The following is a 12,982-nucleotide window of genomic DNA, read 5'->3' as shown; positions in this document are numbered from 1 at the left end:
CCTTCAGCTCAGGCGTGGTTGTAGTGAAGCAACGTCCACTCATCGATAAAGACGCGATCGTTCGGGTGCACCACCAGCGTCGTGGCCGGGTGTTCGATGATTGCGGGGCCGATCACCTCGTGGCCGGGCTCAAGCAGATCCATCTCGTAGAGATTGGCGCTGTGCCAGCGGCCCCCGATATAGGCTTCGCGCACGCCCTTGTGGGCGGATTGCGGATCGGCTGTCCCGAGAGGCCGCCTGACAAGCACCGGCTTGATCTTTTCGGCGGTGGCGATGACGCCGAGTTCCATCAAGGAGAAGCCCGCCTCGCCGTATTTCGAGACGCGGTGATTGGCCTTGGCATAGACCTCCTCGAACTGCGCCAGCACCGCGCGCATGTCATCGGGACCGTTGATGGACGACAGCGGCGCAATGACTTCGACGTCCTCCAGTTGGCCGGTGTAACGGGCCATGAAGAAGGGGACGGTCCTGATCTTCTCCCGCGCATGGCCGTCGGTCAGCATCTCGTCGACGGCAGCCTTCTCGAGGTCTTGCCACACCCGGGTGACCTGCGCGCCGGCTGCAGCGAGCCTGTCGTCGGAGGCGCGGGCGCCGATATCGATCTGGGTCGACACCGAATGCCGGCGCATATAGTCGGCCGTCGTACAGCCGAAGGCGGAGAAGGCGGCGGCGAACTGGAACGTGATGATGTCCTTGAAGCCGATGCCCCTTGAGCAGCCCGCAAGATGCAGCGGGCCCGAGCCGCCGTAGGAAAGAAGGGTGAACTCGGAAGGATGGATGCCCTGGCCCGAGATAACGCGTCGCAGCGCGTTATTGGCGTCCTGCTCCAGCATGTCGATCATGCCTTCAGCCGCTTCCTCTACACCGACGCCGAGCACGTCGGCGCATTTTTCCTTAAAGGCCGCGCGTGCTTTCTCGACCTCGAGCACCACCTTGCCCCCGAGGAAGTAATACGGGTTCAACCGGCCGAGGATCGCATCACAATCTGCGATGGTCGGCTCCGTGCCGCCCTTCGCAAAGCAGATCGGACCGGGGTCTGCGCCTGCGCTTTCGGGCCCGAGCGATACCTTCCTGGTCAATGGGTCGACCTTGAGGATCATGCCGGCGCCCGCTCCGATCGTGTCGAGATGAAGTGTCGGCACATTGAGCTTGAAACGGTCCATCAACGGCTCGTTCTCGATGCGTGTCTGGCCGCGCGAGATGACGCCCATATCGAAGGAGGTTCCCCCCATGTCCGAGCAGATCAGCGAATCATTGCCGATGAGCTTGCCGACATACGCCGCCCCAAGAATGCCGCCGATCGGCCCGGAAATCATCGTCTCGTGGAGGCGCGGATGGTTGATCGACGTCAACCCTCCGAAAGAGAGCAGCGTCTGCACGCCGTACTTGAAGCCGTATTTATGCGTGGCCTCCTCGATACTCCTGAGCTGCATGCGCCCGCGCGACGTCGCATAGGCTTCGATCAGCACCGAGTTCAGCCGCGACTGTTCCCGGATCACCGGGCGCACCTCGTGGCTGGTATAGACGTTGATCTCGACTCCGGCGGCGGCAACCTCCTCGCGGCAGATCTCGGCGATGCGCTTCTCATGTACCGGATTGACGTGGCTGAAAATCGTCATGATGCAGATCGCGTCGACCTTGTCGCGGATCAGCGCATGGGCGGCGGCGGTTACCTCGTGCTCGTAGAGCGGGAGCACGATATCGCCGAAATGGTCGACGCGTTCGGTGACGCCATGGGTGCGGCGGCGCGGCACCAGGGGATCGGGGTGGGCGTGAGTGACCGCATGGAGCCGGTCGGCATAGGAATAGTCCGCCCAGGCCTGCAGACCGCGGCCCATCAGCACCATGTCCTCCATGCCTCTGGTGGTGATCAGACCAAGCTTGCGACCGGTACGCGAGAGCAAGGTGTTGAGCATGCCGGTACCGGAATAGAGCACCACGTCGAGACCGGAGAAAAGACTGTCGAGGGAGATACCCCAAGCGTCCGCGGCATCGGCAGCGGACGAAATGAAGCCATCGGCCTCGTTTTTCGGCGTGGTCGCGGCTTTGCCGATCTTGAAGTGCCCGTTTTGATCGACAAGGATGGTGTCGGTCATCGTGCCGCCCGCGTCGATGCCGATCACGATTGGGTTTTCCAAGGTCTTACCTCCATGGCTTTGCTGATGGAGGAAGCGTAGGTGGGAATTTTCGGCCGGGAAATGTGCCAAAAGGCACAATGACCGGCGGGGGAAACAGTGCTAGACGAACTTATGAGCGGCGATGGGTTCTGGAAGATCTTGGCGCAAGCGATCAGCGCCACCGGTACCGACAGGCATGTCGACCGGCTGATCGATATGATCGGAGCCGTGGTGCCGCAGAACCTGATCACGGTCACCCGTTATTCCGCCACCCGCAAGCCCGAATTCGTCAAGCACCGCGGTTACTCCGACGAGATGGTGGCTCGTTATCTCGATACCTATTATGTATTCGATCCGTTCTATGCGTATTGGCGCCTGAACAGGCGCGCAGGAATCGTGCCTCTCAAGAGCCTGGCGGACGACGCTCCCAAGCGCGGGCGCTACATAGCGGAGTTCCTGGCGCAATCCGAAATCTGTGACGAGGTCGGCATCCTGCTGGAAGACGGGGACGACTGGTGCCTCGGCATTTTTCTCGATCGTTCCACATCGATGTTCAGCGATGGCGAAGTCGCGGCTCTGTGCAGTCGCTTTCCGGTTTTCGAAGCACTGCACGCAACCGATACCCGCACGCGCGACCCCAATCTGAGGCGGACCAGCACGCCCGAAGCCATGGGGGAAGCGCCGGTGAGCGCCGTCCAGGCCTCGCTGATCCTTTGGCCGGACCTGACGGTACGGGAGCGGGAACTCGTCGCCCTCATTCTGCAGGGACATCCGAACGCGACCATCGCGTCCCGGCTCGGGATCGCCCCGGGCACGGTCAAGAACCACCGGGCGCGCATCTATGAAAAGCTCGACATCACGACGGAGCGCGAACTCTTCCTGCAGGTCTTCCAGCAACACCGGCTCTCGTGAGGACCTGCAGCTTCACGCCCGCCCGACGGCGCTTCGAATTCGATCCCTGGTAAAAGGCAGATCGTAAAGGCGCTTGCCGGTAGCATCCCTGATCGCATTGGCGACCGCTGCGGCGGCCGGGCCCTGGGCCGCTTCCCCGGTGCCGAGGAAAGGTTCCCCGGGACGCTCGACGATATGGACCTCTACGCTTTCCGGGACACTTGCAAAGCGCAGGATTGGATAGCTCGACCAATCGGTGCTTGTGATCCTGGTCCGGTCGAAGGCCACGGCCTCATAGAGCGTCCAGCTGATCGACTGCAAAATTCCGCCTTCGGTCTGATTGCGGATGCCGTCCGGGTTGACGATCTCGCCGCTGTCGATGGCGGAAACGGCGCGGATCACATGAACACGGCCCGTTTCGGGCTCGACATCCACCTCCATCGCCACCGCCAGATAGGCGGCAAGGTTCTTGTAGCGGGCGAAGCCGAAGCCGCGTCCGCGGTTACGAGGCATTTGCGCCTTGTCCCAGCCGAACCGCTGCGCGGCCAACTCGATCACGGCACGGGCCCGCGGATCCTCCATGTGGCGTAGGCGGAATTCCACCGGGTCTGCGTCGGCCATCAGCGCCAGCTCATCGATCGTGCTTTCGATCGCGAAGACATTGGCATATGCCCCAAGCGCGCGAAGCGCCGATACGCGAAGCGGCATGTCGGCCAGGAAATGCCAGAGCACGCGCTTGTTCGGGATTACATAGAGCGGATCGGCATTTCGGTCGCCGTTGCCCGACGGGCTGATATTGAGCTTGGCAGGCTTAGGCTGGATGGCTTCGGCCTTGTGGCGCGCCGCGAGGAGCGCACCGGCGCCGCCCGGGCGGGTGGAGTGGGTATTGCTCCAGAGGTCATAGGCCCAGCTGGCGATCCTGCCTTGATCGTCGAGTGCGGCGCTGATCTTCATGAGCATTGCAGGACCATAGGGCTCCCAGCTGTGCTCCTGCTCCCGCATCCACTGGACCCGGATCGGCTTGCCTGGCAGCTTGCTCGCGATGAGGGCCGCATCCGCAGCCGCGTCATCGGCTCCATTGTGGCCGTAACAGCCCGACCCTTCCATATGGATGACGTGGACCTTGTCTTCCGGCATGGCCAGCATCTCGGCGATCGCCGCCCGGTCGGGAAAGACACCCTGCGTGTGCGACCACACGTCTAGTGTCCCGTCCGCCTTCATCTGCGCGACGGCGCAGGACGGGCCGATCGAGCCGTGGATCTGATAGGGCCGGCTAAACGTCGCCTCGAAGATCTTGCCATCAGACGAAAGCATGCCGGTCTCGGCGACCGTCCCCGCCTCCCTCTCGAGCCTCTGCAGTTCCGCCGGCAGGTCGGTCTGATCGGGGAGCGTCTCGCTTTCCTGCCACCGCGCGGCCGCCGCTAGAGCGCGCATGGCATTCACCGCCTGGAACTCTTTCGAGGCCACTACCGCCAGGAAATTGCCGTCGCGCACGACCGAGGCGACGCCCGGCAGCGCCTCGGCGGCGCTCGCATCCACCTCCGTCAGCCTGGCAGCGGGGCTCGGCGGGCGCACGACGCGTGCATGCAGCATGCCTTCCAGGCGAAGATCATGAACATAGGCCGGCTGGCCCGTCACCTTACCGGGGATGTCGACGCGCGGCAGTGTTTTGCCGATCACGCGGAAAGTACCGGGCGGCTTCAATGCCGATTGCGGTTGAGCTTCTACGTGCAGCATCCGCCCGGAAACGAGCTCGCCGTAGGTCGCCCGCCGTCCGTCCTTTGCCAGCACCGCCTTGTTTTCCGCCCTGAGTTCCGTCGCCGCCATGCCTAAGCGCCGGGCAGCTTCGGCCAGAAGCAGGGCCCGCACCTGGGCTGCAGCGTTCCTGATGGCGGTACCGCTGTTTTGCATCGATTGGCTGCCAGCCGTGAACCCTTCATTCGGGGTTCGGCCGGTGTCGGCCGTTATCAGCCGGATCTCCGAGGGGTCGACTTCGAGCTCCTCGGCGGCAACCTGCAACAGGGCCGTTCGAATGCCCTGCCCGAGTTCCGCCTTGCCGGTGAAGACCGTGACCGAATTGTCGGGATCGATGCGGATCCATGAATCGAGGAAACGCTCGTCGTCAAGGCTGCCCGGCAGGGAAACGGGCGGAGCCGGCGGCATTGCCGGCAGAAGCTCCTGGGCGAATGCGCGGCCGAGCGAGAAACCGACGACAAGCCCACCGGCACCTGCGATGACGTTGCGGCGGGTGATTTCTTCCTGAAGTATGCCCATCAGCCGACCCTCCCCTGATCAGTGGCAGGCAGCGAGGCGGCCTGCATCAGTTCGCCGGCGCGCCGGATCGCCGCGAGAATGCGCATATGGGTGCCGCAACGACAAAGATTGGTCGCCAGCGCCTCGCGGATTTGCTCTTCGCTCGGCTGCGCGTTACGGCGCAAAAGCGCATGCGCGCTCATCATCATGCCCGGAATGCAATAGCCGCATTGCGCCGCCTGCAGCTCGATGAACGCTTCCTGCAGCGGCCCCGGCTCGTCGATCGTTCCCAGGCCCTCGATGGTGGTGATCTCCCGCCCTTCCAGCAGCATGATCGGTACCATGCAAGAAAGCACCGCCTCGCCATCGACGACGACGGTGCAGGAGCCGCACTGCCCAAGTCCGCAGCCGTATTTGGCCCCGTTGAGCGCCAGCTCGTCGCGCAGCACGTAAAGCAGCGGCGTGGCCGGGTCTGTGTCGATCTGATGCGGGCTGCCGTTAACCGTCAGCGATACCATCTTCAATCCTCCTCGGCGCCGACATGGTGCGGCGCCCTTTCAATGCCGTCAGAGGGCCGGACCGATACCTTGTAGGTCCCGGAACGGGTTCTGGCCGTCTGCTCGACGAGCCCCGCCCAGGGTGGCTCCTCCGAGAACCGCTCGCGCATGTAGGCAAGGAGATCGGCCACCTGCTGATCGTTGAGCAGATGGCGGAAAGCCGGCATCACTGCGCTCGCTTCTCCATCGGCCGGCGGAAGGCCGAACAACACCACGTTGACGATGTTTTGCGGGTTGGGCGCATTGACGGCGGTGCTGAGTTCGAAATTCAGCCCCCCGAAGGGCTGACGCCGCCCGCCCTCGTGACAGCTTGCGCAGGCGGCAAGATAGATCGCCTCGCCAGGCTGGCTGCCTGACGCACTGACCGGTGAACGCTGGCTATCCGCCGCCTGCTCCGGGCGCTGCCCTTCAAAAGCCTCGCGCAACTGCGCCGCCCTTTGCTCGCGTTCCGGCGTCGGGGCGCCCATGATCGACCTGACATAGGTGGCGATCGCCGCAATATCGCTGTCCGGCAGGAAGGCGAGATTGCCGGTCACCTCGGCCATGGGTCCGCGCGAAACGCCGTGGAATTCGTGCCAGCCATTGCGAAGAAAGAAGGCGAGGCTTCGCTCGTCCCAGGGGATCGGCGCCTTAGACTCCGTGTTGATCGCATAGGCCTGCCAGCCTTCCGCTTCGCCGCCGCCGAAATGCCGGTCGCGTTCCTCGGCGCCGAATGGATTGCGGGGCGTATGGCACGCGCCACAGTGGCCGAGGCCCTCGGCAAGATAGCGCCCGCGGTTCCAGGCATCGCTCTGGCCGGGATCCGGCTCCCGCTCACCGCTGTCGAGGAAAAGCAGCTTCCAGCCGGCAAGCAGCGGCCGGAACTTCAGGGGAAACGGAAGGTCGTTTTCCGGCGCCTCGGCTTCCACCGCAACACGCGTCATGAGGAAAGCGTAGAGGGCGCGATTGTCGTCTGCCGAAACACGCGTGAAGTGCTCATAGGGGAACGCCGGATAGAGGTGACTTCCCTCCCGGTCGACACCTTCCCTCATGGCACGCTCGAATGCCGCCGCGCTCCAGCCGCCGATGCCCGTTTCGCGATCAGGGGTGATGTTGGTGGAGTAGATCGTGCCGAAGGGGGTGGGCAATGCAAGGCCGCCGGCAAATGCCGGTCTCCCGGGTACGGTGTGGCACGCGATACAATTGCCGAGCGCCGCCAGTTGGGCCCCCTTGGCGGAGCAAAGCGCGCCTCTGCGGCCGCGGTGTCTTCGGGGATCTCCGAACGCCACGCAAATAAAAGGAAAGCAGCGGCAGCCACAAAGATGACCGCCACGATGCCGATCGCCACCCTCAAAGCTCGCATCGGGACTCTCCGCCGATAGCGGGAAACGCTGCAATTGCCGATGTGTTCCGAGCGGCCTTGATGTGTGCTCGACGTAAAAGCTGCCTCGGAACAGAAGTGCGCGCCTGTGGTTACACAGCCAGCCATATCAGAGGAGTTCCGAAAATGAGCAAGACCAATGTCGAGCAAGCCCAGAAGGACGCGCAAAAACAGGCGGAGAACACGAGCGGCGGCGGCCATTTGGGGGGCACCTATTACGGCCAGGAGCCGGATGCCAAGACAGCGACGACGGTGAAAAAGAAGGGCGACAAGGCACGGCCGAACGATGGCCGGAATTAGCTTTGCCGCGGCCGAGGGAGGTCTCGATGTCCGTCTATCAGCGGCTTCCGGAAAGGCCCGTGCCGGGCGCCATGGTCGTGAAACTCTACCACTCCGGCGATGCGGTGCGGGGATATGTGCGAAAGGTCACCGACCCCTCCGAGGATGACGTCATCTTTCCCGGAGAAGAAATGGAGGCTGAGTCGGCCTTCAGACTGGCGGCGAGCCACAGCGAAGGCTCGATCCCGATCTATGTCGAGCTCGTCGAGGACGTCGAATGGGATCCGTCCTGGGGCACGTTGACCGGCTGATCGACAGATTCACGCACGGCCGCCGGCGCCAATCCCTGAGCGCAGCTCCCGGAAGGTGACCGAATAGCGCAGGCGCTCTACGGGCGGGATGGAATGCTCCCATTCGGATCTCGCGGCGCCGGAGAGGAGATATGCCGAGCCCGGCTCGAGAATGACCGAGGTCCGCTCCCATCTGCCGGCCCGCTTTCGGCGCAGCCTGAATGTGCAGGAAGTGAGCAGCGATATCCCGACGACATCGCCGAACACAGCCTTGTCCCTGTGCCAACCGATCGGGGCCCCGACATCGTATTCGGTGACAAGTGCCTGCTGGAGTCCCTCCGCCGGCAGTCCGGCAAAGTCGGCCGCCAGTTGCCGGAGCGGCAGAAGCAGCGGGGGGATGGCATCGATCCTCCAGACCGTTTCGGCGTCGAAGTCGTACTTCCAGCCGAATGAAACCACCCGTCTCTTGCCCTCGTAGCCGTGAAAGTCGAAAGGCTTGAAGGGAAGTTCCGGCAGTGCCTCCAGAAGTGCCTCCTGGAGCTTCCGCGGAACGATACCCGCTTGGTAGCGGAAGCCCTCAGGCAGATTGGCGGGCGGGTTTCCGAATAGGTCTCCTTGCATTGAAGCACCTCGTATTCGACGCAGACCCTCACATCGAACAGCAATCGAGCCCGCACGTTCCCGCAGCGTAAAGCAGAAATGTTCTACCGCGCGGATGGGGGGAGAATATCAACCAGGCTGACCGGACGCAGGCCTCTCGCATCCACCCCCACATCGAACTGCCGTGGCATCGGCTTCAACCTGCCGTGGGAATGGCCGTGCAGGTTGATCGACTTCTTCCCCATCTGGTTCCAGGTCCGGAACGGATAATGGCAAAGGACGAGCAGCCGCCCATCCACCATCAGCTCCGCATAATGCTGCACGCTGTGCCAGCCGCCCGCCCCGGTCGTCTCGTTCGGATCGTTGTTGCCCACGATCAGATGCTTGCGGCCGATCAGCCGGGACAGAATATCTTCGGCAAGCCCGTTTCTCTTTGCCGCGAAGTCGCCAAGGTGCCAGACCTCGTCCTGCGGCGAGACCGTTTCGTTCCAATTGGCGATCAGGGCGGCATCATGCTCGGCCATGTTGGAAAATGGGCGGCGGTCGATGCGAAGCACACGCGGGTCGCCGAAATGCGTGTCGCCCGTGAAATAGATCATCTCGCCAATCGCTGTCCCTGCCCGGCCGCGGTCGTGCCGCATGCGAATAATCTTCGGAACATTCATCCGATTGCCGGGTTCTGGCAACCCCTGCCGCCGCGCTCGACTGACCTCCGCCGCTCCGGGCGCAAGATGCGGCGGCCGATGCAAATCGAGAGGGTGCGCCATGCCATCTCCCGACCGAATGCCGAAGGCGGCACCCATCCCGCCTGCCGGCTCAGCGCTGATCCTGCTGAAGATCAACGGCGTCGACCATTCGCTTTCGATCGACCCGCGCACGTCTCTGCTGGACGTTCTGCGTGAACATTTGAGCCTTGCCGGGCCCAAGAAGGGATGCAACCAGGGCGCCTGCGGGGCCTGCACGGTTCTGGTGGACGGCCAGCGCGTTCTGTCCTGCCTGTCACTGGCGGTTCAGCTCGAAGGCCGGGAGATCACCACGATCGAAGGCATTGCCAACGGCGAGCTTCACCGGCTTCAGGTCGCATTCATAGAGCATGACGGTTTCCAATGCGGATATTGCACGCCCGGGCAGATCTGTTCGGCGATCGGAATGTTCCAAGAGTTTCAGAACGGCTTGCCGAGCGCCGTGACCGGGGACATGGCCGCGGCTAGGTTCGAGTTCTCGGACGCTGAGATCAAGGAACGCATGAGCGGCAATCTCTGCCGTTGCGGGGCTTATGTCGGCATCTGCGAGGCGATCCACAGCGCATTTGACCGCGAGGTGGCGAAATGAAGAGCTTCGCCTATGCGAGAGCAGCAGATCTGGAAGCCGCGGTGAAGCTCCTCTCCAAGACGCCGAATGCGAAGCTCCTCGGCGGCGGCACCAACCTTGTCGATCTGATGCGCGAGAACATCGAACAGCCGGACGCGCTGGTCGATGTGACCGGGCTGCCCCTGGAACGGATCGAGGAGCGGCCGGACGGCGGCCTTGTTATCGGTGCTACGGTGAGGAACACGGCGGTCGCCGGCCATCCGGTGGTGCGGGACCGCTATCCGCTTCTGGCCCAGGCGATCGTGTTCGGGGCATCGGCCCAGATCCGCAACATGGCGACCGTTGCGGGCAACCTCATGCAACGGACGCGTTGCCTCTATTTCTACGACCACGCCGCGCGCTGCAACAAGCGTGCACCGGGAGCGGGATGCGATGCGATCGGGGGCTTCAATCGCATGCACGCGATCCTCGGAGCCTCGGACAGCTGCATCGCCACGCATCCGTCCGATATGTGCGTCGCCCTGGCGGTTCTCGATGCGAAGGTGAACGTCATCGGGCCCAGCGGCGCGCGTACGATTGCCTTCGAGGAGTTCCACCGTTTGCCTGAGGATACACCCGATATCGAGACCGACCTGCAGCCCGGCGAACTCATAACCGGCATCGAGATCCCGCCGCTCGGCTTTGCCAGGCGCTCGCTCTACAAGAAGGTCCGGGACCGCGCGAGCTATGCTTTTGCCCTGGTCAGCGTGGCTGCCGCTCTGGAGGTCGACAGCGGCAAGGTCAGGAACGTCCGCCTGGCACTCGGCGGCGTAGCGCACAAGCCGTGGCGGGCTACCGAAGCCGAGCGCGTTCTGGCGGGAGCGAACGCTGGCGCGGAGAGCTTCAGACAGGCGGCGGAAGCCGAACTCGCGCCGGCAAGAGGCCTCGCCCATAACGAGTTCAAGATCGAGTTGGCGAAGCGCACGATCGTCGGCGTGTTGGTTGAGTTGGCCGGAGGGTAAGATGAGCGTCCTGCAGAAGCTTATGGAAACCGTCGTCCAGTTCATGCCCGACAAGGCGCCGGACCCGCTCATCCGCAAACATGGTTACCTCGGCACGCCGGTCAGCCGCGTCGACGGGCAATGGAAGGTGAAAGGTGAAGCGCGTTTCGCCGCGGAATTCGAGATCGAAAATCTGGCTTATGCCGTTCCCGTCTGCAGCACGATCGCCAAGGGGCGGATTATCGCAATCGACGCCTCCGATGCCGAGAAGAGTCCAGGCGCCATAGCGATCGTGACTGCCGAAAACGCCCCGAAGATGAAACGGCCGCCGCTCATGGACGTAAGGCACATGGACAAGGGGTTCGCGGCCAGTGACCTAGCTGTTCTGCAGGACGACGAGATCAGTTGGGATGGGCAGCCCGTCGCGGTTGTCGTTGCCGAAACGCTCGAACAGGCGGAGCATGCGGCTTCGCTCGTGCGCGTCGAATATGATGAGAAAGCAGCGCGCGTCTCATTCGAGGATCTCAAGGCGGAAGCGACCGTGCCGTCCGCCGTGATGGGCGAAGATCCGGAACTCGAGATCGGCAACCCTGAGAAGGCTTTCGCGGCGGCGGCATTCAAGGTCGACAACGTCTACCGGACACCGCACTACAACCACAACGCCATAGAGCCGCATGCTGCGATCGCCGCCTGGGACGAAGACGGCAGATTGACGGTTTTCGACTCGACCCAGTTCGTAAACGGCTGCAAGCATGCACTCGCCGGCATGTTCGGCCTCAACGGGGACGACGTGCGCGTCATCGCGCCTTTCGTCGGCGGCGGCTTCGGCGGCAAGGCCGCCTTGTGGAACCACACCGCGCTCTGTGCGGCGGCGGCCAAAGTGGCCAATCGCCCCGTCAAGATGGCGCTCTCGCGCGAAGAGGTTTTCCGCCTCATCGGCGGCCGCACGCCTTCGGAACAGCGCGTCGCGCTCGGCGCCGACGAGGATGGAAAATTCGCGGCGATCATTCACACCGGCGTGACCGCGACGACGACCCACGCCAAGTTTCCCGAACAATTTTCATTGACCCCGCGGCATCTCTACGCCTCGCGGACAATGTCCGTCGGTCAGAAGGTCGTGAATCTCGATACCGTCGCCAACACATGGATGCGCGCGCCGGGCGAATCGATCGGCACTTTCGCTTTGGAATCGGCCATCGACGAACTCGCCTATGCCATGAGAATCGATCCGGTCGAACTTCGCCGCTTGAACGAGCCCGAAAAGGACCCGACGAAAGGCACGGAATTTTCGAGCCGTCATCTCGTCGAGGCCTACCGGCGCGGCGCGGAAAAGTTCGGCTGGAGCGGGCGGCCCGCCGAACCGTGTTCGCAACGCGATGGAAAATGGCTGATCGGACAAGGCGTGGCGACGGCCTATTACCCGGTCTTCCGCTTTCCCGCCGCAGTTCGCCTTCGCATTTCCACCGACGGCAGCGCACTCGTGCAAGCGGCGGCGAACGAAATGGGCATGGGAACGGCGACGGTGCAGATACAGCACGCAGCCGATCGTCTCGGCCTGCCGCTCGAGATGGTTTCATTCCGCTATGGAGACTCCGCCCTGCCGGATTCGCCGATCATCGCCGGCGGCTCTAGCCAGACCGGCAGCATCGCCGCGGCGGTGCAGGTGGCCGTCGAAAGGGCTCACCGCGAACTCGTCAAACTTGCGGGTAACGGCTCGCCGTTGGCGGGCGCGAACGTAGAGATCGAGGCGCGTGACGGCGGGCTCTTCGTGTCCGGCGAGGAAAGCAGGGGCGAAACCTACGCGTCGATCCTGAAGCGCGCCGGCCGTGACTTCATTGAAGTGGAAGAGACTTCGGGAATGCCATTCGAGGTGATGAAGTACTCCATGGCCTCGTACGGCGCGCAATTCTGCGAAGCTCGCGTCAATCATGAATCGGGCGAAGTGCGGATCTCGCGCTGGCTCGGCTCCTTCGATTGCGGCCGGATCCTCAATCCGAAAACGGCCGTCAGCCAGCTTCGCGGCGGGATCGTCATGGGGATCGGCATGGCTCTCGCCGAGGAAACCCTGCTCGACACGCGCCGCGGGCGGATCATGAATCCGTCACTCGCCGAATATCATGTCCCGGTGCATCTCGACGTGCCGCATATCGAGATCATCTACAACGACATTCCCGACGAGCATACGCCTCTCGGCGCACACGGGGTCGGTGAAATCGGCATAACGGGCGCGGCGGCGGCAATTGCGAATGCCATCTTTCACGCGACTGGAAAGCGCATTCGCGATCTGCCGATAACGCTCGACAAGCTGCTATGAGAGCGCTTTCAGAGCTACGCACTTTTCCTC

At 63.3% G+C, this 12,982-nt stretch carries 11 protein-coding genes and 1 pseudogene; 6 read left to right on the top strand and 6 right to left on the bottom strand.

Going from position 1 to position 12,982, the window contains the following annotated elements; genetic code table 11:
• Positions 1-8: 8 nt before the first annotated feature.
• Positions 9-2,138: a hydantoinase/oxoprolinase family protein gene (locus PZL22_RS05830; protein ID WP_284718263.1), complete on the bottom strand. Its 2,130-nt coding sequence runs from the start codon at positions 2,136-2,138 to the stop codon at positions 9-11.
• Between the two features lie 111 nt (positions 2,139-2,249).
• Between PZL22_RS05830 and PZL22_RS05825 the strand changes: the two genes are divergently transcribed.
• Complete coding sequence (locus PZL22_RS05825; RefSeq protein ID WP_003525850.1) at positions 2,250-3,029, top strand: helix-turn-helix transcriptional regulator; 780 nt, start codon at positions 2,250-2,252, stop codon at positions 3,027-3,029.
• Between the two features lie 12 nt (positions 3,030-3,041).
• Here the strand turns inward: PZL22_RS05825 and PZL22_RS05820 are convergent, their stop codons facing one another.
• The 3 genes and pseudogenes from PZL22_RS05820 to PZL22_RS05810 all read right to left on the bottom strand — a co-directional run bounded on the left by PZL22_RS05820 (position 3,042) and on the right by PZL22_RS05810 (position 7,160).
• Positions 3,042-5,282, bottom strand: a complete 2,241-nt coding sequence (locus tag PZL22_RS05820; RefSeq protein WP_003525849.1) for a xanthine dehydrogenase family protein molybdopterin-binding subunit — start codon at positions 5,280-5,282, stop codon at positions 3,042-3,044.
• Positions 5,282-5,779, bottom strand: a complete 498-nt coding sequence (locus PZL22_RS05815) for a (2Fe-2S)-binding protein (protein ID WP_003525848.1) — start codon at positions 5,777-5,779, stop codon at positions 5,282-5,284. The genes PZL22_RS05820 and PZL22_RS05815 overlap by 1 nt, the downstream gene beginning before the upstream one ends.
• Before the next feature lie 2 nt (positions 5,780-5,781).
• Positions 5,782-7,160 (bottom strand): annotated as a pseudogene (locus PZL22_RS05810) (c-type cytochrome).
• A gap of 144 nt (positions 7,161-7,304) precedes the next feature.
• Between PZL22_RS05810 and PZL22_RS05805 the strand changes: the two are divergent.
• Positions 7,305-7,478, top strand: a complete 174-nt coding sequence (locus PZL22_RS05805; protein ID WP_003525846.1) for a hypothetical protein — start codon at positions 7,305-7,307, stop codon at positions 7,476-7,478.
• Positions 7,479-7,504: 26 nt separating this feature from the next.
• On the top strand, positions 7,505-7,768 hold the full coding sequence (locus PZL22_RS05800; RefSeq protein WP_003525844.1) for a hypothetical protein: 264 nt from the start codon (positions 7,505-7,507) through the stop codon (positions 7,766-7,768).
• Between the two features lie 9 nt (positions 7,769-7,777).
• Here PZL22_RS05800 and PZL22_RS05795 read toward each other — a convergent pair whose 3' ends face one another.
• A complete protein-coding gene (locus tag PZL22_RS05795) occupies positions 7,778-8,368 on the bottom strand; it encodes an alpha-ketoglutarate-dependent dioxygenase AlkB (RefSeq protein WP_003525843.1) in 591 nt (196 codons plus the stop codon).
• Between the two features lie 83 nt (positions 8,369-8,451).
• Complete coding sequence (locus PZL22_RS05790) at positions 8,452-9,114, bottom strand: metallophosphoesterase family protein (protein WP_033048207.1); 663 nt, start codon at positions 9,112-9,114, stop codon at positions 8,452-8,454.
• Between PZL22_RS05790 and PZL22_RS05785 the strand changes: the two genes are divergently transcribed.
• From PZL22_RS05785 to PZL22_RS05775, 3 genes are read left to right on the top strand one after another with little or no spacing between them, the layout of a single operon-like run.
• Positions 9,113-9,679, top strand: a complete 567-nt coding sequence (locus PZL22_RS05785; RefSeq protein ID WP_284718262.1) for a (2Fe-2S)-binding protein — start codon at positions 9,113-9,115, stop codon at positions 9,677-9,679. The two genes, PZL22_RS05790 and PZL22_RS05785, sit on opposite strands and share 2 nt — an antisense overlap.
• Positions 9,676-10,659, top strand: coding sequence for an FAD binding domain-containing protein (locus PZL22_RS05780; RefSeq protein ID WP_284718261.1), 984 nt, complete (start codon positions 9,676-9,678; stop codon positions 10,657-10,659). The genes PZL22_RS05785 and PZL22_RS05780 overlap by 4 nt, the downstream gene beginning before the upstream one ends.
• A gap of 1 nt (position 10,660) precedes the next feature.
• Entirely contained in the window at positions 10,661-12,952 is a 2,292-nt protein-coding gene (locus PZL22_RS05775) for a xanthine dehydrogenase family protein molybdopterin-binding subunit (protein ID WP_003525837.1), read from the top strand.
• Positions 12,953-12,982 lie beyond the last annotated feature (30 nt).

Source organism: Ensifer meliloti, from assembly GCF_030064585.1.
In the GTDB taxonomy this organism is placed as follows: Bacteria; Pseudomonadota; Alphaproteobacteria; order Rhizobiales; family Rhizobiaceae; genus Sinorhizobium; species Sinorhizobium meliloti.
This window is presented reverse-complemented; position numbering and strand designations above follow the sequence as displayed.

Bases quoted from the DNA above. Each gene is read 5' to 3' on its own strand.
- PZL22_RS05825 (WP_003525850.1), top strand. From the start codon at position 2,250: ATGAGCGGCGATGGGTTCTGGAAGATCTTGGCGCAAGCGATCAGCGCC.
- PZL22_RS05820 (WP_003525849.1), bottom strand. From the start codon at position 5,282: ATGGGCATACTTCAGGAAGAAATCACCCGCCGCAACGTCATCGCAGGT.
- PZL22_RS05815 (WP_003525848.1), bottom strand. From the start codon at position 5,779: ATGGTATCGCTGACGGTTAACGGCAGCCCGCATCAGATCGACACAGAC.
- PZL22_RS05805 (WP_003525846.1), top strand. From the start codon at position 7,305: ATGAGCAAGACCAATGTCGAGCAAGCCCAGAAGGACGCGCAAAAACAG.
- PZL22_RS05800 (WP_003525844.1), top strand. From the start codon at position 7,505: ATGTCCGTCTATCAGCGGCTTCCGGAAAGGCCCGTGCCGGGCGCCATG.
- PZL22_RS05795 (WP_003525843.1), bottom strand. From the start codon at position 8,368: ATGCAAGGAGACCTATTCGGAAACCCGCCCGCCAATCTGCCTGAGGGC.
- PZL22_RS05785 (WP_284718262.1), top strand. From the start codon at position 9,113: ATGCCATCTCCCGACCGAATGCCGAAGGCGGCACCCATCCCGCCTGCC.
- PZL22_RS05790 (WP_033048207.1), bottom strand. From the start codon at position 9,114: ATGGCGCACCCTCTCGATTTGCATCGGCCGCCGCATCTTGCGCCCGGA.
- PZL22_RS05780 (WP_284718261.1), top strand. From the start codon at position 9,676: ATGAAGAGCTTCGCCTATGCGAGAGCAGCAGATCTGGAAGCCGCGGTG.
- PZL22_RS05775 (WP_003525837.1), top strand. From the start codon at position 10,661: ATGAGCGTCCTGCAGAAGCTTATGGAAACCGTCGTCCAGTTCATGCCC.